Source organism: Pseudoclavibacter sp. VKM Ac-2867 (assembly GCF_015351275.1).
Lineage (GTDB): Bacteria > Actinomycetota > Actinomycetes > Actinomycetales > Microbacteriaceae > Pseudoclavibacter.
In genome coordinates this window covers 17,857-44,404 of sequence record NZ_JADKSL010000016.1, presented here as the reverse complement: position 1 = coordinate 44,404, position 26,548 = coordinate 17,857, and the positions used below count along the sequence as shown (strand labels likewise).

At 69.9% G+C, this 26,548-nt stretch carries 26 protein-coding genes and 1 tRNA gene; 18 read left to right on the top strand and 9 right to left on the bottom strand.

Translation table 11 applies throughout. From position 1 onward, the window contains the following. Positions 1–6: 6 nt before the first annotated feature. The 8 genes from ITJ67_RS14795 (at position 7) to ITJ67_RS14760 (ending at position 8,988) form a co-directional block, all read left to right on the top strand. The gene (locus ITJ67_RS14795) at positions 7–948 is read left to right on the top strand and encodes an ABC transporter permease (RefSeq protein WP_160075091.1); all 942 of its coding nucleotides are present in this window, start codon (positions 7–9) and stop codon (positions 946–948) included. Next, complete coding sequence (locus ITJ67_RS14790; protein WP_194678139.1) at positions 945–2,951, top strand: dipeptide/oligopeptide/nickel ABC transporter permease/ATP-binding protein; 2,007 nt, start codon at positions 945–947, stop codon at positions 2,949–2,951. The genes ITJ67_RS14795 and ITJ67_RS14790 overlap by 4 nt, the downstream gene beginning before the upstream one ends. After that, positions 2,948–4,024, top strand: a complete 1,077-nt coding sequence (locus ITJ67_RS14785; RefSeq protein ID WP_104329997.1) for an ATP-binding cassette domain-containing protein — start codon at positions 2,948–2,950, stop codon at positions 4,022–4,024. The genes ITJ67_RS14790 and ITJ67_RS14785 overlap by 4 nt, the downstream gene beginning before the upstream one ends. 74 nt (positions 4,025–4,098) lie before the next feature. After that, complete coding sequence (locus tag ITJ67_RS14780) at positions 4,099–4,845, top strand: arylmalonate decarboxylase (RefSeq protein ID WP_194678138.1); 747 nt, start codon at positions 4,099–4,101, stop codon at positions 4,843–4,845. A 29-nt stretch (positions 4,846–4,874) separates the two neighbouring features. Continuing rightward, entirely contained in the window at positions 4,875–6,065 is a 1,191-nt protein-coding gene (locus tag ITJ67_RS14775) for an FAD-dependent oxidoreductase (RefSeq protein ID WP_194678137.1), read from the top strand. Then, positions 6,062–6,775: a GntR family transcriptional regulator gene (locus ITJ67_RS14770; protein ID WP_104240496.1), complete on the top strand. Its 714-nt coding sequence runs from the start codon at positions 6,062–6,064 to the stop codon at positions 6,773–6,775. The genes ITJ67_RS14775 and ITJ67_RS14770 overlap by 4 nt, the downstream gene beginning before the upstream one ends. A 3-nt stretch (positions 6,776–6,778) precedes the next feature. Next, the gene (locus tag ITJ67_RS14765; protein WP_194678136.1) at positions 6,779–8,152 is read left to right on the top strand and encodes an MFS transporter; all 1,374 of its coding nucleotides are present in this window, start codon (positions 6,779–6,781) and stop codon (positions 8,150–8,152) included. A 59-nt stretch (positions 8,153–8,211) separates the two neighbouring features. Beyond that, a complete protein-coding gene (locus tag ITJ67_RS14760) occupies positions 8,212–8,988 on the top strand; it encodes an isochorismatase family protein (protein WP_194678135.1) in 777 nt (258 codons plus the stop codon). Between the two features lie 586 nt (positions 8,989–9,574). On the opposite strand, the gene ITJ67_RS14755 is transcribed toward ITJ67_RS14760, so the two are convergent. Next, the gene (locus tag ITJ67_RS14755) at positions 9,575–10,402 is read right to left on the bottom strand and encodes an SDR family NAD(P)-dependent oxidoreductase (RefSeq protein ID WP_194678134.1); all 828 of its coding nucleotides are present in this window, start codon (positions 10,400–10,402) and stop codon (positions 9,575–9,577) included. A gap of 112 nt (positions 10,403–10,514) precedes the next feature. Between ITJ67_RS14755 and ITJ67_RS14750 the strand changes: the two genes are divergently transcribed. Next, a complete protein-coding gene (locus ITJ67_RS14750; protein ID WP_194678133.1) occupies positions 10,515–11,996 on the top strand; it encodes an aldehyde dehydrogenase family protein in 1,482 nt (493 codons plus the stop codon). A 163-nt stretch (positions 11,997–12,159) separates the two neighbouring features. Here ITJ67_RS14750 and ITJ67_RS14745 read toward each other — a convergent pair whose 3' ends face one another. After that, positions 12,160–12,480: a hypothetical protein gene (locus tag ITJ67_RS14745; RefSeq protein WP_160071428.1), complete on the bottom strand. Its 321-nt coding sequence runs from the start codon at positions 12,478–12,480 to the stop codon at positions 12,160–12,162. Between the two features lie 28 nt (positions 12,481–12,508). Beyond that, positions 12,509–12,835, bottom strand: coding sequence for an ATP-dependent DNA ligase (locus ITJ67_RS14740; RefSeq protein WP_194678132.1), 327 nt, complete (start codon positions 12,833–12,835; stop codon positions 12,509–12,511). 270 nt (positions 12,836–13,105) lie between these two features. Here ITJ67_RS14740 and ITJ67_RS14735 point away from each other — a divergent pair, with 270 nt between their 5' ends. From ITJ67_RS14735 to ITJ67_RS14715, 5 genes are read left to right on the top strand one after another with little or no spacing between them, the layout of a single operon-like run. After that, on the top strand, positions 13,106–13,369 hold the full coding sequence (locus tag ITJ67_RS14735; RefSeq protein WP_194678131.1) for a hypothetical protein: 264 nt from the start codon (positions 13,106–13,108) through the stop codon (positions 13,367–13,369). Positions 13,370–13,416: 47 nt separating this feature from the next. Then, complete coding sequence (locus ITJ67_RS14730; RefSeq protein WP_194678130.1) at positions 13,417–14,196, top strand: SDR family oxidoreductase; 780 nt, start codon at positions 13,417–13,419, stop codon at positions 14,194–14,196. 32 nt (positions 14,197–14,228) lie between these two features. Next, the gene (locus tag ITJ67_RS14725) at positions 14,229–14,570 is read left to right on the top strand and encodes a hypothetical protein (RefSeq protein WP_194678129.1); all 342 of its coding nucleotides are present in this window, start codon (positions 14,229–14,231) and stop codon (positions 14,568–14,570) included. Then, complete coding sequence (locus tag ITJ67_RS14720) at positions 14,567–14,839, top strand: hypothetical protein (protein ID WP_194678128.1); 273 nt, start codon at positions 14,567–14,569, stop codon at positions 14,837–14,839. Before ITJ67_RS14725 ends, ITJ67_RS14720 begins: the two co-directional genes overlap by 4 nt. A gap of 54 nt (positions 14,840–14,893) precedes the next feature. Beyond that, positions 14,894–16,084 carry an alpha/beta fold hydrolase gene (locus ITJ67_RS14715; protein WP_323741475.1) on the top strand — a complete coding sequence of 397 codons (1,191 nt, stop codon included), beginning with the start codon at positions 14,894–14,896 and terminating at the stop codon, positions 16,082–16,084. 85 nt (positions 16,085–16,169) lie between these two features. Here ITJ67_RS14715 and ITJ67_RS14710 read toward each other — a convergent pair whose 3' ends face one another. Together ITJ67_RS14710 and ITJ67_RS14705 are read right to left on the bottom strand one after the other, a co-directional pair. Next, positions 16,170–16,541 carry a RidA family protein gene (locus ITJ67_RS14710; RefSeq protein WP_194678127.1) on the bottom strand — a complete coding sequence of 124 codons (372 nt, stop codon included), beginning with the start codon at positions 16,539–16,541 and terminating at the stop codon, positions 16,170–16,172. Positions 16,542–16,634: 93 nt separating this feature from the next. After that, positions 16,635–18,635: a BCCT family transporter gene (locus ITJ67_RS14705; protein ID WP_194678126.1), complete on the bottom strand. Its 2,001-nt coding sequence runs from the start codon at positions 18,633–18,635 to the stop codon at positions 16,635–16,637. Between the two features lie 197 nt (positions 18,636–18,832). On the opposite strand from ITJ67_RS14705, the gene ITJ67_RS14700 reads away from it, so the two are divergent. The 3 genes from ITJ67_RS14700 to ITJ67_RS14690 all read left to right on the top strand — a co-directional run bounded on the left by ITJ67_RS14700 (position 18,833) and on the right by ITJ67_RS14690 (position 20,612). Continuing rightward, positions 18,833–19,288, top strand: a complete 456-nt coding sequence (locus ITJ67_RS14700; protein WP_194678125.1) for a YbhB/YbcL family Raf kinase inhibitor-like protein — start codon at positions 18,833–18,835, stop codon at positions 19,286–19,288. Positions 19,289–19,420: 132 nt separating this feature from the next. Then, a complete protein-coding gene (locus ITJ67_RS20305) occupies positions 19,421–20,269 on the top strand; it encodes a phosphatase PAP2 family protein (protein ID WP_160071437.1) in 849 nt (282 codons plus the stop codon). Positions 20,270–20,348: 79 nt separating this feature from the next. Then, a complete protein-coding gene (locus tag ITJ67_RS14690) occupies positions 20,349–20,612 on the top strand; it encodes a hypothetical protein (RefSeq protein ID WP_160071438.1) in 264 nt (87 codons plus the stop codon). Between the two features lie 136 nt (positions 20,613–20,748). On the opposite strand, the gene ITJ67_RS14685 is transcribed toward ITJ67_RS14690, so the two are convergent. Continuing rightward, complete coding sequence (locus ITJ67_RS14685) at positions 20,749–21,960, bottom strand: carbamoyl-phosphate synthase large subunit (protein WP_160071439.1); 1,212 nt, start codon at positions 21,958–21,960, stop codon at positions 20,749–20,751. Between the two features lie 177 nt (positions 21,961–22,137). On the opposite strand from ITJ67_RS14685, the gene ITJ67_RS14680 reads away from it, so the two are divergent. Beyond that, positions 22,138–23,292 (top strand): hypothetical protein, encoded by a 1,155-nt coding sequence (locus ITJ67_RS14680; RefSeq protein WP_160071440.1) that lies wholly within the window; start codon positions 22,138–22,140, stop codon positions 23,290–23,292. A 138-nt stretch (positions 23,293–23,430) separates the two neighbouring features. On the opposite strand, the gene ITJ67_RS14675 is transcribed toward ITJ67_RS14680, so the two are convergent. The 3 genes from ITJ67_RS14675 to gltX form a co-directional block, all read right to left on the bottom strand. Next, a tRNA-Gln gene (locus ITJ67_RS14675) sits at positions 23,431–23,502 on the bottom strand. Positions 23,503–23,597: 95 nt separating this feature from the next. Then, a complete protein-coding gene (locus tag ITJ67_RS14670; protein WP_160071441.1) occupies positions 23,598–24,683 on the bottom strand; it encodes an NAD(P)/FAD-dependent oxidoreductase in 1,086 nt (361 codons plus the stop codon). A gap of 300 nt (positions 24,684–24,983) precedes the next feature. Then, a complete protein-coding gene (gene gltX / locus ITJ67_RS14665) occupies positions 24,984–26,507 on the bottom strand; it encodes a glutamate--tRNA ligase (RefSeq protein ID WP_160071442.1) in 1,524 nt (507 codons plus the stop codon). Positions 26,508–26,548: the final 41 nt, after the last annotated feature.

The window sequence follows — 26,548 nt, the reverse complement described above, 5'->3', positions numbered from 1 at the left end:
GCACACGTGGCCCTCTACATCCTCCGGCGAGTCGGCATCACCGTGCTCATGGTCTTCCTCGTCGTCTCGGCAGCCTTCTTCCTCGTGGCCCTCATGCCGAACGACGTGACCCAGACCATCCTGGGCCCCGACGCCACCCCGGAGGCCCGCGCCCAGCTACGTGACGAGATGGGCTTCAACGACCCGATCCTCGTGCGCTACCTCGCCTTCCTCGGTGGCCTCCTGACCGGCGACCTCGGCGTCTCCTACCTCAGCCAGCAGTCGGTGACAATGCAGGTGCTCGAGCGGCTCCCCGTCACCCTCACCCTCTCGATGGGCGGCATCCTCCTCACGACCGTGCTCGGCATCGTGCTCGGCATCCTCGCCGCGAGCCGCGGCGGCTGGCTCGACACGATCATCCGCGGAGCAGCCGGCGTCATGCAGGCCATCCCGAGCTTCTGGCTCGCCGTGCTGCTGGTGCTCGTGTTCGCCGTGAACCTCAAGATGTTCCCCGCGTCCGGCTGGGAGCCCTTCACGGAGGACCCAGCAGAGTTCCTCCGCCGCATCACGCTGCCCCTCATCTCCATCGGCATCGCGGGCACCGCGGCGGTCGCCCGCCAGGCGAGGGTCGCGATGCTCGACGTGCAAGGCCGAGACTTCATGCAGACCCTGCGAGCGACGGGGCTCCCCGAGTGGCGCATCGTATGGCTGCACGGGCTCCGCAACGCCGCCATCCCCGTCCTCACCGTCATCGGCCTCCAGTTCGTGGCCCTCTTCGGCAGCGCCGTGCTCATCGAGCAGGTCTTCGCACTCCCCGGCGTCGGCAAGCTCGTCGTCGACTCCGTCAACCTCGGCGACATGCCCATCGTGCTCGGTGTCGTCGTCGCCCTCAGCGTCGTGATCCTCGTCATGAACCTCGTCATCGACATCCTCTACGGCATCATCAACCCGAAGGCGAGGCTCGCATGACCCGCGTCCGACGCACCGACACCGCCCTCTCCAGACTGCTCAGCAAGCCGGGAGCCGTCGTCGCCCTCGCCTTCCTCGCCCTCCTCGGCCTGTCGGTGATCTTCGCCGACCTCGTCGCCCCTCTCGACCCGCTCGCCCAGGACCTCGCTCTCGCGCGTCAGCTGCCGAGCGCCGAGCACCTCCTCGGCACCGACGACCTCGGGCGCGACGTCTTCTCCCGCCTCATCCACGGCGGCGCAGCGACCCTCGGCGGAGCCGTCCTCGCGGCGGTCGTCGCGATGGGCATCGGCATCCCCCTCGGCATGATCGGCGGCTACTTCCGCGGCTTCACCGACACCCTCGTCTCCCGCTTCGCGGACTTCTTCCAGGCCCTGCCCACGATCGTCATCCTCATGGCCGTGATCGGCGCCTTCGGCAACAACACGACGGTCGCGATGGTGACCCTCGGCATCGCTATGAGCGACGGCTTCGTCCGCCTCGCCAGGGCCACGACGCTGCAGGTGCGGCGAGAGCTGTACGTGGATGCCGCGAACGTCGCCGGCATCGCACCCGGCCTCATCCTGTTCCGCCACGTGCTCCCCAACATCCGCGGACCGCTGCTCGTACAGCTCTCCATCACGATGGGCGCCGCCCTCCTCATCCAGGCTGGCCTCGGCTTCCTCGGCCTCGGGACCCCACCCCCGGCGCCCAGCTGGGGCGGCATGATCAGCGAGGCCAGCGAGCTCATCTACCTGCACCCGTGGCTGCTCGTGCCGAGCGGCGTCATCATGATCCTCTCCATCCTCTCCTTCAACGTCGTCGGCGATGCGCTCGCCGGCAACCGCCCCGGGACCACCCTCGCCCGCTCCTTCTCCCGCAAGAAGCCAGCAACCCACGTCGCCACCAAGCCCGTTGCCGTCGACGACCCGCAGCCGGACGTGGACGACGCCATCGTCTCCGTGCGCGACCTCAGCGTCTCGTTCACCGACAGCACCGGCGAGTTCGCGGTCGTGCAGGGCGTCTCCTTCGACGTGCGCCGCGGCGAAGCCCTCGGCATGGTCGGCGAATCGGGATGCGGCAAGTCGGTGACCGCGAAGACCCTGCTCGGCCTCGTCGCCCCAGGCGGCCGCGTCTCGAAGGGCGAGATCGTCATCGACGGCACCAACATCGTCGGGCAGAGCAACAAGCAGCTGCGCGCCGTGCGCGGCTCGAAGATCGCCCTCGTCTCGCAGGAGCCCATGACGGCCCTCGACCCGACGTTCACGATCGGAGCCCAGCTGCGCGAGGCCATCGCCCACCACACGGGCCGCAAGGCAGGCGAAGTGCAGGAGCGGGCACTCGAGCTGCTCCGCCTCGTCGGCATGCCCAACCCGCAGCAGGCCGCCGCAAGCTACACGTTCCAGGTCTCCGGCGGCATGGCGCAGCGCGCCGCCATCGCCATGGCGCTGACGGGCGAACCCGAGGTGCTCGTCGCCGACGAGCCCACGACCGCCCTCGATGTGACCGTGCAGGCCGAGATCCTCGACCTGCTGCGGCGCCTCCGCGAAGAGCTCGGCCTCGCGGTCATCATCGTCACGCACGACCTCGGAGTCGTCGCGGACACGTGCGACCGCGCCGTCGTCATGTACGCCGGGCAGGTCATCGAAGAGGCCGACGTCGACACGCTCCTCACGGCCCCATCGCATCCCTACACCAGGGCTCTGCTCGCGGCGATGCCCGCCAACGCCGTCGCCGGAGTGCCGATGGATGCCATCAGCGGCGCCGTGCCAGCACCTCGCGACTGGCCGACCGGGTGCCGCTTCGCCGAGCGCTGCACCTTCGCGACCGAACGCTGCCGCACCTCCCCCGTCGCCCTCACGCTGCAGCGCCGCGGAAACGGAAACGCAAGCGCAGATCAGCGCCCAGCCGTCGGCCAGCAGCGCTCCGGCATGGCCCGCTGCGTGCGGGTCGAGGAGGTCGCCAAGGCGGCCCGCACCGGCTCGGCCACCCAGAAGTCCAGCGTGAAGGAGAGGAGCATCGCATGAGCGAAGAGCTGCTGAGCGTCGACCACCTCCAGATGCGGTTCAAGAACCCCCACAACCGCGCGCAGACCGTGCACGCCGTCGACGACGTGAGCTTCACCGTCGCCCCCGGCGAGATCCTCGGCGTCGTCGGGGAGTCCGGCTCGGGCAAGTCGACCATCGGGCGCTGCATCCTGGGCCTCGAGAAGCCGAGCGACGGCAGCATCCACTTCGGCGGCCGCGACCTCACGAAGCACTCGCTGCTCCGCAACCGTCGCGACATCGCCAAGCAGCTGCAGGTCGTCTTCCAGGACCCGTACAGCTCGCTCAACCCCTTCCGCACGATCGGACAGACCCTCGCGGAGCCGCTCCAGGCGGCCCTTCGCCTCTCCGATAAGCAGGCGGATGCGCGGGCCCGTGACATGCTCGAGACGGTCGGCCTCCCCAGGGCCGCGGCAGACCGCTTCCCCGGCCAGTTCTCCGGCGGGCAGCGGCAGCGCATCGGCATCGCGAGGGCCCTCATCATGCAGCCGCAGCTCGTCGTGCTCGACGAGGCCGTGAGCGCCCTCGACCTGTCGACGCAGGCGCAGATCCTCAACCTCCTCGCGCAGCTCGCGAAGGAACGCGGCCTCGCCTACATCTTCATCGCCCACGACCTCGACGTCGTCCGCTACATCTCGCACCGCACGCTTGTGCTCTACCGCGGACGCATCATGGAGCAGGGCCCGGCCGGTGACGTCCACAGCGCACCCCTCCACCCGTACACGGCGGCACTCAACGCGGCAGCCCCCGTGACCGACCCGGTCGAGCAGCGCAGGCGGCGCACGGCGAGAGCGGCGGCGGCAACTGCGGCTGCAGCCGCGTCAGCCACTCCGCCCTCCCCTGCTTCCCAAGCAACCCCGACCACCCCAGCCACCGGACAGCTCGGCTGCCCGTTCGCGGCCCGATGCGCCTTCGCGCAGGAGGTGTGCCTCACGAAGCGACCTGCCGACACCCCCGTCGGCGAGCGAACCGTGGCGTGTCACATGTACGACGCGACGAGCGGACACACGCGCCTCGGCGCCGGCATGCCAGCGGCCGAGCTCATCGCGAGCTGAGCGCCCCACCAGCTTCCACAATCCAGCCGCGGTGCCCCCGCACCGCGGCCACCCGAACACGAAGGAGCACGTCAATGCCAGACGTCACCGGATACCGCGCGAAGATCGGCGTCATCGTCCCATCGACCAACACGGTCGTCGAGCACGATGTCAACAAGCTCGCGCCCCACGGCATCACGTTCCACTGCGGTCGCATGTACGTCGAGCAGCAGGCCATGGGCGACCACACGAGCTTCATGGAGCTGCAGACGCAGATCCGGGGCTCCATGTCGGTGGCGCTGCGCGACGTCATGACGGCCCAGCCCGACCTCATGATGATGGGCATGTCGGCGCCCACCTTCAGCGGCGGCGTGGCCGGCAACGAGGCCTTCCAGACCGAGGTGAGCGAGCAGATCGGCGGCATGCCCGTCACCACCGGCGCATCCGCCTGCCGCGCCGCCCTCGAGGCCCTCGGCGTGACGAAGATCTCCGTCTTCTCGCCATACCAGCCGGTCGCCGACAAGTGGGTCGACCAGTACTTCACCGAGGCCGGCTTCGACGTCGTCAAGGTCACCGGCCTCCGCTGCCCCACCGCGACGTCGATCGCGAGCGTCACACCCCGCGACCTCGTCACGGTGCTCGAGGAGATCGACACCCCCGAGACCGAGGCAATCGTGCAGGTCGGCACGAACCTGTCGTTCATCCGCATGGCCGACGAAGCCGAGACCTGGCTCGGGAAGCCCGTCGTCGCCATCAACACCGCCACCGTCTGGCACACCCTCAGGCAGGCCGGCTTCACCGACACCGTCGGTGGCTACGGCACCATCATCCGCGAATTCTGACCGCCACAGCGCACACAAAGGACCACACCATGACTGCTTCCCCCCAGTTCGATGTCATCGTCGTCGGCGGCGGCCCCGTCGGCACCACCACCGCCCTCAAGCTCGCGAAGCGCGGCATGACGGTCGCACTCTTCGAGAAGCGCGAGGCGAGCACGCTCGAGCACCGCGCATCCACCTTCCACCCGCCGACGCTCGAGATGCTCGAGGAGCTCGGGCTCACCCAGCCGCTCATCGACGCCGGCATCATCGCCCGCTCGTACCAGTTCCGGGATGCGACGATCGGCAAGATCGTCGAGCTCGACTTCGCGGTGCTCGACGACGACACGGCCTACCCGTACCGCGTCCAGGTCGAGCAGAGCCGCCTCACCGCGGCCGCCCAGCAGGTCATCTCCGGCGAGCCCAACGTCACGTCCACCCTCGGCGCCGAGGTCATCGCGATTCGTGAGAGCGACGACGGCATCGAGGTGGACGTGCGCGGCGAGGACGGCTCCGTGAGCACCAGCACGAGCACCTACCTCGTCGCGGCGGACGGCTCGCGGTCCCTCGTGCGCGAGCACTACGACATCGATTTCTCGGGCCACACCTACCCGGAGCGCTACCTCGTCATCACGACGAGCCTGCCCCTGCACGAGATCCACGAGGACCTCGCCGTCGTCAACTACGTCGCCGACCCGGAGAACTGGCACGTCCTGCTGCGCAACCCCAGCGGGTGGCGCGTGCTCTTCCCCTGCGATCCCGCCCTCACGTCCGAGCAGCAGACCGACCCCGCCTACGTCGTGAGTCAGCTGCGACGCGTGGTGCCCGAGCTCGACGGCTACCCTGTTGTGCACGTCACCGTCTACGAAGTGCACCGCAAGGTCGCGCGGACGTTCCGCAAGGGCAACGTCTTCCTCGTGGGCGACGCGGCACACGTCAACAACCCGCTGGGAGGCATGGGCATGAACAGTGGAATCCACGACGGGCTGCTGCTCGCCGAGCTGCTGCCCGGCTACGCCAACGGCGAGGTCTCGAGCGAGGAGCTCGACGACTGGGCCGAGAAGCGCCGCGCCGTCGCCCGCCATTACGTCGGCGAGGAGACGGAGGGCAACTGGAACGCCCTCCGCGACACGAGCGAAGAGCGCCGCGCCGCGAAGCGCGCCGAGTGGGAAGCCCTCGGCCGCGACGAGACCGCCCGCCGACAGTTCCTCCTCACCTCGTCGATGCTCGCGAGCGTTCGATGATCGAGACCCCGACGCACGTGCTGCTGCCCGAGAGCCTCACGGGAGGCGACCTCGCCTACGCGGAGCTGCGCTCGCGCATCATGAGCGGCGAGTACGCGCCGCATACGGTGCTGCGCGCGCAGGCGCTCGCCGCCGAGTTCGGGCTCAGCAGGACCCCCATCCGCGAGGCGCTCCAGCGCCTCGCGGAGGCGGGGCTCGTGGCGTACATCCCCAACAAGGGCGCCACCGTCATCGGCTACACGACCGAGCAGATGGCCGAGACCTACTTCGTCCGCGCCTCGCTCGAGAGCCGCGCCGCCGGCCTCGCCGCCGACCGCATGACCGACGCCGACGCCGAGCTCCTCATCGACCGCATCGAGCGGATGGATCCCCTCGTCCACGCCAGCGACCAGGACGAGATCGTCGAGCTCGGCCGCCTCAACCGCGAATTCCACGAGCACATCGTGAAGGTCTCCGGCAGCCTGCAGCTGCAGACGCTCCTGCGCAGCGTCAGCCAGGTGCCCATGATGATCCGCAACTACCAGGCGTACGGCGACACGTTCCGCATCCGCTCGAACCACCACCACCGCGACATCCTTACCGCCCTGCAGACGGGCGACTCACTGTGGGCCGAGGTCGCGATGCGCTCGCACATCCTCGCTGCCCGCAACGCCGTGCTCCAGGGACCGGGCACCTCCACGACCGCTGGCGCTGCTCCCAACGAAGGCTGAGCCGTGTCGCGCACCACCGGGCCCACCACGGGGCCCGAGCAGCAGCATGCCCGGAATCCCCCGCTGGAAGGCGTTCCCGAGCCCAGTTCCGCGGTCCACTCCACCCCCGCGGCCGACGCACCCACGCACGTCTGGCGAACCCGCCGCCCGGGCCGAACCGCGACCATCGCAGGCATCGGCACGACCGTCGTCACCGCGCTTCCCGTCTTCCTCGTCGGCGGCCTGTCCATGCAGCTGCGCGCCAGCACGGGGCTCACCGAATCGATGCTCGGCATCGTCGTCGCCGCCTACTGGGGTGCGTCGGCGCTCCTCTCCCCGCTGGCCGGCAGCCTCTCCACGAGGCTCGGCTTCCGCTGGGGCATGGTCATGGCCTCCTCGATCGGCGGCCTCGCCCTCATCGGCATCGCCGCCCACACGCCGACGTGGCAGTGGCTGCTCGTCTGGCTCATCGTCGCCGGAGCGGGGAACTCGCTCGGGCATCCACCCTCGAACGCCCTCATCGGGGTCGGCGTCTCGACCCGACGGCGCGCCCTCGCGTTCGGCCTCAAGCAGGGAGCGGTCCCCCTCGCCACCTTCAGCGCCGGCCTCGCCGTCCCCGCCCTCGGCCTCACGGTCGGCTGGCAGTGGACCTTCGCGATCGCAGGAGCGCTCGCCGCCGTCGCCGTCGCGTTCCTCGCCTGGCGGGTGCCGCGAACGCAACGAACGCCACGCGCCACGCGCCGCACTCGAGAGCGGCTCCCCCACGACCTGCGCGTCTTCCTCATCCTCGCCTCAGCCGCGAGCGGGCTCGGTGCTGCCCAATCGAGCGTCATCGGCGCCTTCACCGTCACGACCGCCATCGGCGTCGGCTACACGGCCGCCGTCGCGGGCCTCCTCCTCAGCCTCGGCTCGCTCGCGAACATCATCGCGAGACCCCTCGCGGGCTGGCTCGCCGACCGCGGCATCGGAGGGACCCTCACCACGGTCTCGCTCATGATGCTCTCCGGCGCCATCGGCCTCGGCGGCATGGCGCTCGCCCTCCCCTGGAGCTTCGCCATCGGCGTCGTCCTCGCCTTCGGACTCGGCTGGGGGTGGAGCGGACTGCTCCACTACGCCGTATCCAACGCCGTGCCCCGCTTCGCAGCCCAGGCCACGGGGCTCGTGCAGTCGGGCGCCTACATCGGCAGCGCGGCTGGCCCCTTCGCGATGGGGTTCGTCTTCGAGTACTTCGGGCCGACCACCGGATGGCTCGCCGCCGCCGCCATCGCACTCATCGCCGCCACCACGGCCGCCATCGCCGCACGGTTCCACCCCATGCGACGCCGCGCACGCGCCGAAGCCCGCGAGGCATCCCGCAGCGAGGCCCGTATCGATGATCAGGCCGGGGCAGCCACGTGAACCCGCTGGGCTTCCGCTTCCAACTCCCGCACCCCCGCAACCACACGAAGGGCACCACCATGACCCCCACGACCACCGCGTCCACAACTGCAGCTGCACCTGCATCCGCTGGCGTGTCCACTGCCGATGTCTCACCCGGCGTCTCGGGAGAGGCCCCAACCGGCGTCTCCACCGCCCGCACCGGCGAGGTCTCCGGCGACCTCTCCGCCGACAACGACTACGCGGCCGCGGGCTTCGGACAGCGCCTCGGCTTCGGACGGAGGCCCGCGCTCATCGTCATCGACTTCGTCGACGCCTACCTCGTCGAGTCGTCTCCCCTGTACGCGGGCGTCGAGGACGAACTCGCCTCGGCCGCACGCGTGCTGCACTCGGCGCGGGCAGCCGGCATCCCCGTGCTCTACACGGTTGTCGAGCAGGACAAGGGCCCCACGGGCGGCGGAGTCTTCGCCCGCAAGGCCGCCGGTCTCGCGACCCTCGCCACGGGGTCCCCCCTCGGCGCCATCGCGGCGCCCCTCACCCCGCAGCAGGGCGAGCCGATCCTCTCCAAGAAGTACGCGAGCTCGTTCTTCGGCACCTCCCTCGCCACCGACCTGACGGTGCTCGGGTGCGACAGTGTCATCCTCGTCGGGCTCTCGACGTCCGGATGCGTGCGGGCCACCGCCGTCGACGCCTGCCAGCACGGCTTCATCCCGCTTGTGGTGCGCGATGCCGTCGGCGACCGCCGTTCGGAGCCCCACGAGGCGGCCCTCTTCGACCTCGACGCCAAGTACGCCGACGTCGTCAGCGAGCAGGATGTCGTCACCTACCTGGCGGGCCTCGCCGCCAGCTCGGCGTAAGGCCGCCGCCGCTGCCCCTGCCCCTGCCCCTGCCCAAAGTTGTGGCGAAGTGCCGTCGGGATCCCTCCCGACCGCACTTCGCCACAACTCTCAGCCCCCGACGGGAGCCTCTCGATGCGAACGCCGGGCCCGGACACCGAACGCGGACCGCAGTTCGCCGCTCGCCCCCGGAGGTCCCGCGGCCCGCTAGCCCCAAGGCCGCTGCGAACGCCGAGGACGCCGACACCGCATCCGCTTCGCAAAGTCGTGGCGAAATGCCGTCGGGATTCCTCCCAACCGCACTTCGCCACAACTCTCAGCCCCGGGCGGGAGCCTCTGGATGCGGCCGCCGGGGCGCGGGGCTCCGGCCCGGGCGCGAGCCCGAGGCTCCGCCGCACATCTCGCCGCCAGCCAGCCCCAGAGACGCCACCCACCACACTGCAGCCCCTGCCCCTGCCCCTGCCCAAAGTTGCGGCAAAGTGCCGTCGGGATTCCTCCCAACCGCACTTCGCCACAACTCTTTGCGCCGGGCGGGGGCGGGGGCGCGGGGACGAGTGGGCGGCACGGGCGCAGGGACGCGGGCGCGGGCGCGGGCGCGGGGCGCGGCTCAGCCTGCGACGACGTGCGAGGCGCTCGCCGCGGTGAAGGCCTCCGCGTCCGGAAGCGCCGGATCCCACAGCTTCGCGATGACACGCGCCCCGGAGACAAGCGCGCTGTCGGGCGAGCACAGCCAGACGGCCGGGGCCGCCATGACGTCGGGGGCCAGCAGGTTGCCATCCGCACCCTTCCTGTCGGGGCCCGAGGGCAGCAGCTCCGTGTCGGCGGCGCCACCCGGCAGCAGCAGGTTGACGGTCACCCCGCTGCCAGCCAGGTCGGTGGCCCACGAGCGCGTCATCGCCTCGAGCGCCGCCTTCGACGGCCCGTACGGTGCGTAGCCGGGCCTGATCATGGTCTGCGCGCTCGTCGAGACGTTGACGATCCGCCCTTCCCGCTGCGCGAGGAAGAGCGGCATCACGGCCTGCGACATGATGAACGGACCGTTGACGTTGGTGTCGATGATCTGCGCCCACGTCGCGGCCGGCACGTCCCAGAAGTGCACGGGGTCGGTCGTGAACGTCTCGCTGACAAGGCGCATGCCGCGTCCCGCGTTGTTGACGAGGGCGTGCACACCCCCGAATCGCTGGACGGTGGCGTCGACGACCTCCCGCGCTCGCTTCGGGTCGCTGACGTCCGCGACCATCGGCAGCAGCAGTTCAGCACCGCCCGGCAGCTCGGCGGCCTCCGCGACGACTTCGTCGAGGGCAGCGGATGCCCCGCTCGCGGTGATCGTGACGGCATATCCCGCCGCTCGCAATGCTAGGGCCATGACGCGGCCGAGACCGCGGGACCCTCCAGTGACGATGGCGACTCTCGGAGAGGTGGTGTGTGCATCCATGCAGCTAGATTGCGTGCAATTTTGACGTCAGAGGGGCAATTAACGGAACTTTTCACATGATCGCAACATAGATTGCATGCGATCTTTGCATTGGGCCTCGATCATGGACACCATGCATCTCGACTCCTTCATCAACGGCCGCCGCGTGGCCTCGCCCGCGTCGCTCGCAGTGGTCAGCCCCATCGACGGGCGCACCGTCGTCGGTTCCGTCGCGAACTCGAGCCCCGAGCAGGTCAGGGATGCGCTTGCCGCGGCCCGGACCGCAGCTCCACTCTGGGCGGCAGCCCCGGCAGCCGACCGCGCGCGACAGCTCTCGGACGCGATCGAGGACGCCGCGGCGAACCCCGACCACTCCGGGCACCTCATCGCGAGCGAGATGGGCAAGCCCGCACAGGACGCGCACGGCGAGTTCCAGTTCGCCCGGCGCCTCTCGAAGTTCTGCGCCGAGCGCCTCGACGCGGTCTGCGCCGAGCAGCTCATCGACGATGCCGAGGGAACCCTGCTGCGCGTCGTCGAACCCATGGGCGTCGTCGCCGCCATCACCCCGTGGAATGCGCCCGTCATCCTCGCCGCCCTCAAGGTCATCCCGGCGCTCATGACCGGCAACACCATGGTGCTCAAGCCCTCACCGCTCGCCCCCCTCGCCGTTACCGCGTTCTACTCGGCGATCGCCGCAAGGCTGCCCGCCGGTGTCCTGAACCTCGTCAACGGCGAAGGCGAGACGGGAAGTGCACTCGTCGAGAGCCCCGACGTCGACCTCATCTCCTTCACGGGCGGCCCCGCCGCGGCCCGAGCCATCGGAGCAGCCGCCGCGCGAACCATCCGCCCCACCGTCATGGAACTCGGCGGCAACGACGCGGCGATCCTCCTCGACGACGCCGACTGGGGGCCGGAGCTCGCCGAGCGGGTCGTGTTCGGGGCCATGCTGACGAGCGGGCAGGTGTGCATGGCCATCAAGCGCGTCTATGTTCCCCGCGAGCGCCACGACGCCTTCGTCGCCGACCTCGTAGCCGCCGCCGAGCGAGTCCTGCGGGTCGGAGACCCAAGGGTCGAGGGCGTGACGATGGGCCCCGTCATCAGCGGCGACGCGCGCGCACGCCTCGAGGCCCTCCGCGAGCGGTCAGTGGATGCGGGCGGGACCGTCACCGAGATCGGCACGCTCGACGAGCCCATCCCCCTCGGCGGCCACTGGGTTCGGCCCGCGATCGTCACGGGCCTGCGCGACACGGACGAGCTCGTCCGCGAGGAGCAGTTCGGGCCGCTTCTCCCGATCCTCGCCTACGACACCGTCGACGAGGCCATCGAGCGAGCGAACGGGGTCGAGCACGGGCTTGCCTCGTCAGTGTGGAGCGTCGACATTCCGCGAGCGCAGGCCGTCGCGCGCCGACTCCGAGCGGGGTTCACGTTCATCAACTGCGCCAACCGTGCCGGAGTCTCGCTCCGAGCCCCGATGGGTGGGCGCGGGGTCAGCGGCCACGGGCGAGAGTTCGGGGAGCTCGGCCTCTCCGAGTACGTGCAGAGCCACAGCATCAACTATCCGGCGACGGCACGTGTCGGAGCGGTGATGGCCGCGAACCGGTACCCGGGGTCCTGAACGGCACGGGGCCGCGGGGAACGGCGCGTACTCCCCGGGCACGGCCCGGCCCTGCCAAGCACGATGCGGATTCGCCGAGAATAGGCGAATCTGCCGAGCACGATGCGGATTCGCCGAGCACTGCGAGGGGGACCCCCTAAGCGTGCGGGGCAGCGCGTGCCACTCAGCGCGTGCCGGCCCCGCGCATCCAGTCGTCGCCGTTGCCGCTGAGGGACTCCTGCACCGCGGCCTCGGCGTCGCTGAGCGCACGCTCGGCGGCGTCGAGCTCGAGCTTCGTCGCGCGCTCAGCGTCGAGGCGCTCACGGTCGGCGGCCTGCCGCTCTGCGCGCTCCGAGAGCGACAGGGACAGGGAGTCGGGCAGCTGCAGGTCCTCGCTGCGGAGAGCCGCGAGCCGCGCCCTCAACTCGCGCGTGCGGAGGTACGCCTCGCGGACACGAAGCATGCGCTCCGACTGCTGGCCTGCTTCGTTCGCGCTCGCATTCACAGCACCGAGCCTAGAGCGTCCCGCGGGTTCAGACCGCCAGGGACGTCGCCCGGGCGGGTGCAGGCTCCTGGCAGATGCGCATCCCGACCGGCGAGTTGGCGGAGGCGATGATGGCGCGCACCCAGTCGTCGTTGATCGCGGGGAGACGCCCGCCGATGAAACGGAACCGCAGGTCGGTCGTCGGGCTGATCCAGAGCGTCTCCCGCCCGCTGCCCTGATTCACGGGGCGCGACATGGAGAACGCGACGCTGTGGCCTGCCCGGAGCATACTGAGGAGCGCGATCTTGAGATGCAAGAGCGGGCGGTCGTCGATCTCCAGCTCGTGCCCCTGACTGCCGTAGTACATGAATCCCATGGGGTCGCCTTTGGGTTGTGAGAAACCAAGGCGACGGATCCGTCTCGACCACTCGGTGTGCGCCCCGAACAAGCGAAGGAGGGGCCGGGGGTACCGATGTCCTCTGAGTGTCGCACGCGAGCGACGCATTCCCTATGCGCTCACCTGATCTCACAGGCTCGCGTTATCCGATGGGGGCCCTGCCTGTCAACGCCGTTGCCCGCGCCTCGCATCGGGAGTTGGGTGAGGATTCACCCACCGCCGCGTCACCGCCTTCGCCAAGAGGAGCCCATGGACTATCTCGTGCACATCAACGGCCGCGACTACGTCGTCGGCGAGAATGCGATCGAGGGTCTGCGCTCCAGCCTGCTCGGCGCCGCCAGCGGCGGTGGCGGCTTCGTCGAGATTCCCCACCCGACAGCCGCGGGCACGGCAGCGCTTGTGCTGCCCGAGTCGGCGGTGTGGATCGAGCCCGTCCCCGGGGCGGTCGTAGCTGACGATGCGAGCTTCGTGCCGGACATCGCCTTCGTCGACGTCGAGGCACCGCAGCGATAGCGGATGCCGCCCCGCCCCTCCTGCCCCGCACCTCGTACCGTGGGTGCATGAGCATCGCAGGAGAGCCCAGGGTCGCCCTCGTCACCGGTGTCGGCCGCCGCCGCTCCATCGGCGCCGCGCTAGCGGTCGGTCTGGCTCGAGACGGCTGGCACCTCGCGCTCAATCACTGGCAGGCCTACGACGACCGGCTCGGTCTCGAGCGGTCCGGTGACGACCCCCAGTCCGTGGCGCAGGAATGCCGCGAACTGGGCGCATCCGTGGAACTCGTCGAGGGCGACCTGAGCGACCCGGCGGTTCCGGCCATGCTCATCGGCAGGGCGCAGACCCTCGGCACGGTCTCGGGGCTCGTCATGTCGCACGCCGAATCCGTCGACAGCTCCATCCTCACGACGAGCATCGACAGCTGGGACCGCCACTTCGCCGTCAACGCGCGGGCGACGTGGCTGCTCATCAAGGCCTTCGCCGAGCAGCTGCCCTCGACAGCCCCAACGGGCGATGCTCGCGCGAGCATCGTCGCCCTCACGAGCGATCACACCGTCGGGAACCTGCCGTACGGCGCCAGCAAGGGCGCACTCGATCGAATCGTCACAGCGGCGGCCGCGGAGCTCGCCGACAGGGGTGTTCGCGCGAACGTCATCAACCCCGGCCCGATCGACACGGGGTGGATGGACGACGCGACCCGCGACTGGTGCCGGGAGGCGACGCCCGCCGGTCGCCTCGGGACAGCGGAGGACACCGCGAACCTCGTGCGGTTCCTGCTCTCACCGCAGGGAGCCTGGATCAACGGGCAGGTACTGTCCAGCAACGGCGGCTTCGCGGTCGGCTAGGTGCGGGAGGCCCGATCCGGTAGACATGACGCATGACTGCCGACCAGCGACGCCGACCGGTTGGCTTCTGGACGCTCCTGACCGTCATCATGCTGCTCGGTGTGGGGCTGGCGACGTGGCTGTTCCTGCCGGTCGCGCTGGAGGAGCACTGCGGCCAGCTCGTCGGCGCGCCGGAGACCTGCCTCGACCTACGGCACTCGCCCGCCGGAATCCCCACCGGCTTCTCGCTCTGGTTCAGCGCACTCGGTGCGGCTATCGGGGCGCCCATCATCGTCGTCGTCGTCCTGCGCTTCGTTCGAGCGCAGCGTGCGACGCCACCGCCACCGCCACCGCAACCCGGCTCAGCGATCGGGCCCGAGGGGCGGGCCTCGTGACGCCGCCTTTCCTGCGCCCACCCTCCACGGCCCGGATCTGGCTGTGGACGGCCGTGACCGCGATCCTCATCTCCCTCGCGCTGGCACCGGTGTACACGTCGACGACCTGCCTCGACGCCCTCGACCCGGCGCACACCTCGTGCGAGGTCTCGCAGCTCGGCTTCGCGGGCAACCAGACCAACGGAAGGCTGTGGCTCGCCGCCGTGATCGCGACCATCGTCGTCGGGTGGATTCTCGCGCGACGCCGCAGATCTCAGCCACGTCGCTGAGGCACCGCCAGGACCCCCAGACCGGTCGCGCCCTCCCCTGCTAGCTTGAAGCGCGTGGCCCCGCAGATCCCCCCGCAGCTCGCCGACCGGCACGCGCGTCACCTGCGCCGCCCTGCCACGGACACCACGCCGGAGTTCGACCTGGCCTACACGCGAGGTGGACCGCGGGGGTCGACCCCGGTCGTCGTGATCCCGGGCGGGCCCGGCCTCGGCTCACTGCTCCCATACCTCGGCTTCCGAAGACGCGCCGCGCAGGGCGGCCTCGACGTCATCATGGTCGAGCACCGCGGCATCGGCTTCTCCCGCACCGACTTGGGCGGGCACGACCTGCCGAGCTCCGCGATGAACATCATCGAGGTGATCGACGACATCGCGGCCGTGCTCGACCGGGAGGGCATCGCGCAAGCGCACATCGTCGGCGCCTCCTACGGCACGTACCTCGCGTCGGCGTTCGGCGCCAGGCACCCGGACCGCGTCGCCGGCATGCTGCTCGACTCCGCCCTGCAGTCCGCCGAGTCCCTGAACCTGGAGCGGCACACGGTGCGCGAACTGTTCTGGCACGCCGACACAGCCGCCGCAGAGGCGACGCACGCGCTCATCGACGCCGGCGTCGACTCGCGCATCCTGCTCGACGTGGCCCGCGCCGCCTACGAGCTGGGCGGCGACGAGCTCCTCCTCCCCGTGCTCCGGCAGCGCGCGAACCACGCGCACACCGCAGCCTGGAGCGCCCTGCAGCTGTACGCGACCCGCGACCGTTCCATCGCCCGCTTCCCCGGCATCTACGAGTTCGACCTGTCCGGCGTCATCGGCTTCCGGGAGCTCGGCTACGGCGGCCACCCCGACGGGCTGCCCCTCGACCCCGCGCTCACCTACTCAGAGATCGCCGACCTCTTCCCCGCCTTCGCGGGCGAACCCTTCGACCTCGCCGAGGAGACGCCCAAGTTCCCGTGGCCGCTCGTGCTGCTCGTCGGCACGCGCGACCTGCGCACCCCGCCGCCCATCGCACGGGCGGTCGCCGCCACGGCTCAGGATGCGGTGCTCGTGCACATCGAGAACGGCCACTCGGCCCTCGAGTCCCACCCGCTGGTCCTGCTCAACGCCATCCGAGCGCTCGTCCGCGGGCGCGAGCATTCGCTGCCCTCAGCATCCGCCGCGCTCGACCGACTCCCGCGCCGGGGGCTCGCCGCGCGCATCCCGGAGCTGCTCGGCGCCGCGACCCTCATCGAGAGCACCGTGAGGCCGTAGGACCCTGGGTTCCTAGGCCCCTGGGGTCCTAGGCCCTGGCGGGCTCTCGTGCGCGGGGCCGGACTCGACCCCGCGCAGGCAGCAGCTACTCGCTGACGATCGCGTCGACCTCGACCTCGAGCAGGAGGTCCTTCGCGACAAGGCCGGCGGTGCCGATGAACGCGCACGCCGGGCGGATCTCGCCGAAGACCTCGCCGTGCACGGCACCGACGGACTCGAAATCGCGCTCGATATCGACGAGGAACACCCGAGTGCGCACGACGTCCGCGAGGCTGGCGCCGGCCTGCTCGAGCGCGGTGCCGATGCGCTCGAAGATCTCCCTCGCCTGCTCCTCAGCGTCGACTCCCGGCGCCGTCGTGCCCGCCACGAAGACGTGGCTGCCGACCTTCACGGCCCGCGAGTAGCCAACCGTCGCCTCGTAGGGCGAACCGGAGGAGATGTTCGTGCGTTCGGTCATGAGGGGGCTCCTTCGTGAGGCAGGCGCTGAGTCCTGGCAGGGAATGTCAGCTCAGAGCATGCCACGACGGCGGAGACCTCGGATGCCGTCGCGTCAGACGCCGACACGGTCCCGGTCGCCGTCGCCGTCGGCGTCGCCATCGCCATCCCGCTCGGCGCCGCCCGACTCGAGCGCCTCGCGGGAAGCCGGCGCCTCGATCCGGGCCTGCTCCCCCGACTCAGGGGACGGCGTCGACGCCTCGCCGTCAGTCGACGCCTCCTCGCCCTTCACGACGTCGAGCATGCCCGTCGTCGCGTCCGTGTACCACTCGGTGAGCGCCGGGTCCTCGGAATCCAGCCAGGCGCCGGCCCCGTGCTCCGCCTCGACGACGCTCGCCCCGAAGACGAAGTCGTCCCCGTGCTCGGCGATGCCGGCGCGCACACCCTCGTCGATCGCCTCCCGCGCGTAGCGGCGGCGCATCATGTACGGGTCCGTGCGCAGGTCCTTCGCCCACGCCCACATGATGCCCATGACGACGAACGCGAACGGCAACGCCGTGACGACCATGATCGCCTGCAGCCCGGAGAGCGCATCCCGTCCGCCGGCGAGCAGCAGCGACGCCGCGATGAGGCCGAGCATGAGGCCCCAGAAGATCGTGACCCAACGCGACGGCTCCGGTTTGCCGACCTGGCTCATGGAGCCCATGACGATGGAGGCCGAATCAGCCGACGTGACGAAGAAGATGACAATCGACACAAGAGCGACAACACTCGTGATAGCGCCGAAGGGGAGCTCAGCCAGAACCGTGAAGAGCTGCGCCTCAGGCGACCCCGCTTCGCTCACGGCCGTCCCCTGCATCTCCATCCACATCGTCGTTCCACCGACGATCCCGAACCAGACCAGACAGACGGCAGAAGGCACGACGACAACGACAGTGACGAACTCACGCAGCGTCCGCCCCCGCGAGATCTTCGCGATGAACAGGCCGACGAACGGCGTCCACGACACCCACCAGGCCCAGTAGTACGTCGTCCAGGCCTGCATGAACGCTTCGGTGTCCTCGCCCATCGACGGGTTCCGCATCAGCATCGTGCCGAGCTCGCTGAAGAAGGCGACACCAGCGGAGGGGATGATGTTCAGCAGCAGGAGCGTCGGCCCAGCGATGAGCACGAACACCCCGAGGAGGCCCGCCACCACCATGTTGACGTTCGAGAGCACACGGATGCCGCGCTTCACGCCCGAGACCGCCGACAGGATGAAGAGGGCCGTGAGCACCGCGATCGCACCGATGATGAAGCCGTTGCCCAACTCACCGATTCCGGTCACCATCTCCACACCCGACGCGATCTGCAGGGCGCCGATACCCAGTGAGACGGCCGTCCCGAACAGTGTGACCAGGATCGCGAAGATGTCGATCAGCGGACCGAACCAGCCCTGCGTGCGCTGCGAGAAGACCGAGTCGAAGAGGGCCGAGATCAGCGGAGGCCGCCCCCGCCGATACGCGGCGTAGGCGATCGCCCCGCCCACGAGCGCGTAGTAGGCCCAAGCCATCGGCCCCCAGTGGAGAACCGTCTGCGCGATGGCCGTGTGCATGGCATCCACAGTCCCCGGCTCGACATCGAAGCCATGCGGCGGTGCCAGGAAGTAGGTGAGGGGCTCCATGGGGCCGTAGAAGAGCAGCCCGATGCCGATGCCAGCGGAGAAGAGCATCGCGGTCCAGGACACTCTTGAGAACTCCGGCGTCTCGTCGTCGGCGCCGAGCCTGACACCGCCCGTTCGCCCGTAGCCGACGACCAGCATGAACACGGCGACGATGATCGTCAACGCCGAGAACAGCCAACCGAAGTTCTCCGTCACCCAATCCAGCGAAACCGAACCGATGGCAGAGATGCTCTCGGGGTCGAGGAGCGCCCAGGCGATGACCGCGACGACGCCAGCACCGGCAACTCCGAAGACCCACCAGTTCGTGCGGAACGAGCGGCCGGTCTGCTCGACGCCGATGCCGGGGACGAGGGCCGGATGCACCGGATCCGGGTCGATCACCTCCCGGATGATGCGCGTCACCGGCTTGCGCTGCGGTCCGATCAAGGAGGGTGGTGTGTCCTGTGAGCTCATGGCGTTGGGATCATCCGTTTCTCTTGGGGGAAGGCAAACGGGGTGCAACGTTACCCGAAGAGAGCGCCGGGCCCACTTCCGCGAGGGGCAAATGCGGCCAGAAGCTGCCCCGTTCGCCGAGGAATCTCGGAGCCTGCTCGGACACACTTGGAGGCTGGTGCGCATCCGCCATCGCCCCCGAACGCGAAGGAATCTCCATGTCGCTCAACATCGCCGATCTCAAGATCACCAGCCCCGACTTCGAGGCTGGCACTCGCCTCGCCGACCAGTTCGCGGCCGACGGAGGGAACGCTGCCCCGCGCCTCGAGATCACCGGAGTGCCCGCGGAAGCCGTCGAGCTCGCCCTCATCGTCCACGACCCGGATGCACCGCTCCCCCTCGGCTTCACCCACTGGATCGTCTACGGGCTCCCCGCTAACGATGGCGTCGTGGACGCGGGCGCCGACCATGCACGCGTCGCCGAGAACACCGCGGGGAAGGCCGAGTACATGGGGCCCAAGCCGCCAGCTGGCCACGGCGACCACCACTACTTCTTCACCGTCTACGCGCTCGACCACCACGTCGAGGGAACCCCCTCACGCGAGGAGTTCCTTGACGGCTACGCGCACGCCATCCTCGAGCAGAACCGAGTCGTGGGCCTCTACTCGAACTAGCGCGCGGCGGGCTGCGGGGCCGGCGACCTCGCGCGGCCCCGCGCCGCGGAGACCGTCCGCGACCGGCACAGGAGCGTGGATGTCGAGGCCTCCTGACCGACGGCCGGAGCATCGCCGCCTAGGTTAGACGTCGTGAGCGAACCCGACGAGACGACCCAGGGAGTTCGGGGCGAGCTCGCCCAGGACACCGCACGAGGCAACGGAACCCCCAAGCGGCCAGACTCGAGGGCTGCACGCGCCATCACGAACGGCGTCCAGCGCGTGGGCGAACGGGTCGGCCCCAACAGCGCACTCATCCTGCTGCTCGTGATCGGACTCGCGATCGTGATCGGGCTCAGTGCGCTCGCGGCCGAGATCTACGAGAACGTCACCGACAGCGACGGCGTGGCCGGCCTCGACCAGCCCCTCCTCGACTACGCCATCACCCTGCGAGCGCCGCTCGCCGACATGCTCATCACGGCGTACACCGACATCGCCGGGCAGATCGGCATGCCCATCATCGCAGTCGCCGCGCTCCTCATCCTCTCCATCCGGCGCCGCTCCTGGACGCCCGTGATCCTCATCGTCGCCGCGGGCGGCGGGTCGCTGCTCATGACGGTCGCAGGGAAGAACCTCATCGGCCGAGTCCGCCCGGATCAGGCGGAAGCCGTGCCGCCGTACGAGCACTCGGCGTCGTTCCCCAGCGGGCACACCCTCAACGCGGTGGCGGTCGTCGGGGTCATCGCGTACCTGCTCATCCTGCGGCGACAGACCAAGCGCGCACGGGTACTCATCGCGCTCGGCGCGGTGGTCTTCGCGATCACGGTCGGAATCTCGCGCGTATATCTCGGGCACCACTGGTTCACGGATGTGCTCGCCGGCTGGGTGCTCGGCGCGGCCTGGCTCGCGTTCGTGATCTTCGCGCACCGCGTGTACCTGTCGATCCGTGAGCATCGTCACGAGCGGCGCGCAGCACTCGACCCGGCGACTGATCCACAGTGACGACGTCCCCGCAACCCCTTCGCACGGGTGTCCCAGCATGACGGAGGTACCACTCAAGCCCCGTGCCTAGGGTCGGGACATGGTTCATTTCAAGAAGCGAGTGTCCACTGTCATCGCCGGTGCCGTCGTCGCGGGCGGCCTCATGTTCGGCGGGGCGACCGCCGCGCAGGCAGCCACCGCCAACATGAGCGTCGGGCCCTTCTCGACAGCGAGCGAGTGCGAGGCGGCCAAGATCACGTACATCTCCTCCTGGACGAAGATCAGCCAGGGATGCACGTACTACCCGCAGCAGGGCGGCTTCACTGACACCGGCTACTACTTCCACTACCGCGCGATCGCCTGAGCTACGACTCCAGCAGATCTCGACGACTCCGCCCCGCATCCACGATGGATGCGGGGCGGAGTCTCGTTCAACGGGGCTCAGCTGGGTTCAGCCGGGCTCAGGGGCGCGGCGGGGCCGAGCAGGGGTCTGGCGCTGCTCAGACGCGCTGCTCGTGCACTGCCTCGAGCGCGACGCGATCCTCGGGGAGCATCCCGTCGATCGGCTCCCCGTTCCAGACGATGTCGTCGCCGAGCGCCGCGAGCAGCTCCTTGCGCTCACCGTGCGTGAGCTGCGCACCGTGCACGATCGTCGCCGGGCTCCACAGCATCGCGAGCTCGTCGTGCCAGCCCGCGCCGATGTCGCGCACGTGCAGCAGGTCGTGGAGCGACTTCGGGAGGTGCTTGATGGGCTCGGCGAACGCATCCGCCAGCACCGCCAGCTTCACCTGACGTTCGACGCCAGGCGCCACGACGAACGGCTCGGAGTTCGTGCCCTGGAAGGCGGCCGAGACCTCGTCGGCTTCGAGCAGGATGACACCGCTGGTGGGCCGCGGGTTGCATTCGATCGCGAAGAGCCCGCCATCGTTGTCGACGAAGTCGAACGACAGCTGGCCCGTGTAGTTCGGGTCGAGGGTGTCGACGAGCCGCTGCGTGTAGTCGAGCGTCTCCGTGCTGTCGATCGCGAGGAACGAGATGCCAGTGCTGTGCGCCCACTGCTCGGGTGCGCGGTACGTGCAGTGCGCCGTGACGCGGCCATCGACGACGATGCTGTACGTGCAGATCATGGGGCCGTCCACGAAGGGCTGCACGAGCCACGGCTGATCGGGCGTCGGCGCAGCCTCGTCGACCGACATCTTGCCCGCGAGCGGACCCGTGTTGGTGAGGAGCCCGACGCCGCCGCGCGAGAACGCGGCGCGAGCGAAGAACTTCGGGTACGTGTCGATGGCCGCGAGCAGCTCCTCGTGGCTCGTCGCGACGATCGTCTCGGGCACCGGCACGCCTGCCTCCTGCGCGAGCCGCTTGAAGCTGGCCTTGTCGTGGAGGCGCGCGAGCTGCTCGAAACCGCCCGTGAACACGCTCGTGCCGTCGGGAAGCTCGTGGCCGCGGGCGGCGAGGTAGAAGGCCTCCTCAAATGTCGGGATGACGACATCGATGTGCTGCTCTGCTGCGATCTTCGCGACGTCGGCGATGAACTCGTCCGTCTTGGCGCGCGGCGAGTTCGTCACGAAGTGCCCCGCGAGGTACCTCGAGTGGCTGCCGATGGCCCCCTCGTACGTGTCGCTCGCGAACACCGTGTGGCCAGTGCTGCCGAGCTTGCGGATGATGTCGAGCGCAAACGTGTTCCGGGAACTGGTGACAAGTACTCGCACGGTGGATCCTCTCGAAGGGGGAGATCGGGGTCCCGCCAGCCTAGTGAAGTGCTCCCCGCCGCCTCGCCCCGGGGATTCGCGGGGAAACTCCCCGTCGAACTCCCCGTTTCGGCCTCGCGGGCCGACGTGCCGGTCGCCACTCCCGGCGATGTCGGTGGCCGGTGCTGTACTGGGCGGATGGAGATTCAGGGGTGGGTTGCGCTGAGCTTTGTGCTCGGGGCGACGGTTGCAGTCATCATCGCGCTCGTGGTTCGGATGCGCGCGAACAGGCGCTGGCGGGCGACGCTCGACGAGCGGCAGAACGCCGCCGAGGTCGAGCGCAAGGCGCTCACCGCCGAGGCCGAGCGCGCCCACGCGGAACTCCGGCAGCAGAAGCAGGAGCTCCAGGAAGATGCCGAGGCGCGCCTCGAGCACCTCGCGCTCCAGCACGAGGCCGCGTTCCAAGACCGGCGGATGCTCGTCGACTTCCTCAAGGACCGCGCCAGGCGTTCCATCGAGACCGAACTCGTGTCCCGGGAGGCGATCCTGCGGGCCAGCGCAACGCTCGGGCTGAACGGCGTGCTCGCGACTCGCACGTTCATCCTCGTCCAGGAGGGCATGAGCACCAACCGCCACGTCATCCAGCTCGACCACGTGCTGCTCACCGACGCGGGCGCCCTCCTCGTCGACCACAGAACCTGGGACGGCATCATCTTCGACGGGGTCCGGCCCAGCGAGGCGCAGCCTGCCTTCGGGAACCTCGTCGACGATGTGGCGCTGCGTCCACCGTTCGCCCTGCAGATCACGAGCGGCGCCTCCGCCACCGCAGGCTTCACCGCCCCGGGCGGCGGCGCCCCGGAGGGCTCGCTCCGGGTGCTGACGCACCTCGGGCCGTCAGCACCGCGCAGCCAGGCGCTCGCACACGCGACGCACCTCGCGCGCTTCAGCGAGCAGACCCTCGGCGAGTCCATCGCCGTCGACACCTGCGTCTTCTACTCGAACGCCACCGCGACCGTCTACACCGATGCCGCGACGCTCACGCCATCAGCCGACCGAACGGCCGTCGTCGCCGACGAGGCGCAGTTCCTCGACCTCCTCGCGCGTCGCGAGCGCGCCAGACGCCGCCCGCTCGAGGTCGAGCAGATCGAACGGCTCACGGCACTCCTTCACGAGCAGGGCGCGAAGATCGACGCGTTCGGCGACTACTCGCGCCTGATGCCCGCGGGAGAACCGCTGGACGAGGCGGGCGCGGATGCGCACGCAGGCACTGGCGCAGGAGCAGATACGGGAGCGAGTGCGAGTGCCGATGCGGGCGCCGAGGCATTGGTGCCGGCCGGCAGCGTCTCGGGGTAGCGTCCGGGCGGCGCTGCTGGGCGGCGCTGGGCTCTCCCGCATGGCCGAAGAGATACAGCGCGTGCCCAAGGAGATACACGAAAGGCCCCGCTCAGCGGGGCCTTTTCGTCATGTTCACATTTGTGGTGTTCACACTTGCTGGGGTACCTGGACTCGAACCAAGAACAAAGGTACCAGAAACCTCCGTGTTGCCAATTACACCATACCCCACTGGCACCGAAGCGCCTCAGAGAGCATAGCGCACTCCCGGAGGCTGGACAAATCAGCGCGTCGAACGACCGGGTCGCGCCAGTCGCGCCCTCGACTCAGAGGCCCAGCAGGTCCCGGTCGACCGCCATGCCGGTCTGTGCCCCGTTGCCCGCGGCGACGATGAGCATCTGTGGACCCGGGCCGGTCAGCTCGCCCGTCGCGTAGATGCCGGGCACGCTCGTGCGCCCCTGCGCATCCGCCGCCACGAGGCCGGAGCCGTCGAACTCGATGCCGAGCTCGCTCGCGAAGTCGAGCTTCGCGACGTAGTCGGGCCTCACGAACACGGCCTCGGCGGTCACGACGTCGCCGTCGGCGAGTGCAACCCCCGTCACGCCACCCGGTCCGCCCTCGACGTCGACGACGTCACGCGTCTCGACGACCACTCCGCGTTCGACCAGGTCGAGCTCCTGCAGCTCGGCGAGCTGCCCCTCGGCCGCGAAAACCGTGAGCGCTCCGGTGAAGCGCGTGAGCTGCACCGCCCGCTCGTACAGGTCGGTGACGCCGGGTGCCGCGATGACCGAGACTCGGCGGTCGCGCTGCGTCCATCCGTCGCACTCGACGCAGCTGTGGATGCTCGTTCCGTAGAACGCGCGCAGCATGGGCAGGGCGGGCAGCACTTCGGTGAGGCCGGTCGCGAAGACGACCGAGCGCGCGAACACCGCTCGCGCGGGCGTGCCGCGCACGCCCTTCGCCTCGACCGCGAAGCGGTACGGAACCCGCACGCCGTCACGGCGGCGCGACGCGATCTCACGTGGGTCGGCGGTCATCGACTGCCCACCAGCGCTGGCCACCCCACCGGCGACGAAGCCGAACGAGCCCTCGAATGCCGACCCCTGTGACACCTCCGCGCCGACGACCTCCTCTTCCGTGAGCGCCCGGACCCGCGTGACCTGGGCGAACTGGATCTCAGCATCCTCGTAGGCCTCCACATCCTCGCGGCCGAGCCTGCGCAGCTCGTTCGGAGGGGTGTGGTCGCGGGTCAGGAACCCGTGGGCTTCAAGTGTCGCCGAGTGGCGGGGCCGATTGCCGTCGAGCACCAGGGTCGAGTAGCGGTGCCGCGCGAGGATCAGCGCGGCCTGCAGCCCGGCAGGGCCACCCCCGATGACGACGACGTCATAGTGCGTGCCCAACGCCTCGGTCATGCGGTCCTCCCGGAGTCTCGCGCCCACCAGCTCAGCACAGCGGGCATCCTCTTAGGTTAGCCTCACCCGCCGCGACGTGCGAGGGCGGCGCGAGTCGACGGCATGAACGCCCACCCCGCGAGCGAGCCCACTCCCCCACAAACGAGTCTCGGGATGGGGAACGCACGTCGAGATGGGAAAGAACCCACCCGGAAGCGCGCTACCCATCCCGAGACGAGAAGCGGATGCCCGACGCGGAGCCGAGCCAGAGCGCGGAGCCGAACCGAAGCGCCGCGCCCAGCCTGAGCGGCGCGGCGTCGGCTACGCGGCGAGGCGCGAGACGAGCGAGCGCATGCGGGCGAGCGACTGCTCGCGGCCCAGCAGCTCCAGCGACTCGAAGAGCGGCGGGGAGACCTTGCGGCCGGAGACGGCCACGCGGATCGGGCCGAACGCGACGCGCGGCTTGAGACCCAGCCCCTCGATGAGCGCCCCACGGAGGGCGGCCTCGATGTTCTCGGTCGTCCACGCCTCCGGCGCCTCGAGCGCGTCGAGGGCCGCGATGGAGGCGTCGAGCACACCCGTCACGTCGCCCTTGAGCGAGCCGACGGCCGTGTCCTCGACCACGAGGTCAGCGGCATCCACGAAGAGGAAGCCGAGCATCTCGGGAGCCTCGCCGAGGAGCTGCATGCGCTCCTGAACGTGCGGCGCCGCACGCCCGAGGAGCGCGAGCTGCGCATCGGTCGGCTCGAGTGGGAGCACGCCGGCGAGCTGCAGCGGAGCGACGAGGCGGTGCGCGAAGTCGTCCGCGCCGAGGAGGCGCATGTGCTCGCCGTTGATGGCTTCAGCCTTGGTGAGGTCGAAGCGCGCGGGGTTCGGGTTGACGTCCTCGACGTCGAACGCGACGACCATCTCGTCCATCGTGAACACGTCGCGGTCCGCGGCGATCGACCAGCCCAGCAGGGAAAGGTAGTTGAGGAGCCCCTCCGGCAGGAACCCGCGGTCGCGGTGGTGGAAGAGGTTCGACTCGGGGTCGCGCTTGGAGAGCTTCTTGTTGCCCTCGCCCATGACGTACGGCAGGTGCCCGAAGCGCGGGATGAACTCGGCGACGCCCACGTCGATGAGCGCGTGGTAGAGCGCGATCTGGCGGGGCGTCGAGGAGAGCAGGTCCTCACCGCGGAGCACGTGCGTGATGCCCATGAGCGCGTCGTCGACGGGGTTCACGAGCGTGTAGAGCGGCTTGCCGTTGGGGCGCACGAGCACGAAGTCGGGGAACGACCCGGCCTTGAAGGTGATCTCGCCGCGCACGAGGTCGTCGAAGGAGAGGTCGGTGTCCGGCACTCGAAGGCGCAGCGCCGGCTCGCGGCCCTCAGCCTTGAGGCGAGCGACCTCGTCGGCCGACAGGTCGCGCTCGTAGTTGTCGTACCCCATCTTCGGGTCACGACCGGCGGCGACGTTGCGGGCCTCGATCTCTTCACCCGTCGCGAACGACTCGTACAGGTGGCCGGCGTCGCGGAGCTTCTGGATGACGTCGAGGTAGATGTCGGTGCGCTGCGACTGACGGTACGGCTCGTGCGGTCCGCCGACGTTCACGCCCTCGTCCCAGCCGAGCCCGAGCCAGCCGAGGCCGTCGATGATCTGCTGGTAGCTCTCCTCGGAGTCGCGCTCCGCATCCGTGTCCTCGATGCGGAACACGAACGTGCCCCCGGTGTGCTTCGCGTAGGCCCAGTTGAAGAGGGCGGTGCGGATGAGCCCGACGTGCGGGGTCCCCGTCGGCGAGGGGCAGAAGCGGACACGGACATCGCTGCCCGTAGCGGTGGTCACAAGCGAAGAAGAGGATGCAGTCATGAGACCCCCAGCCTACCGGGGCGGGGCGGGTCACCGGGTGG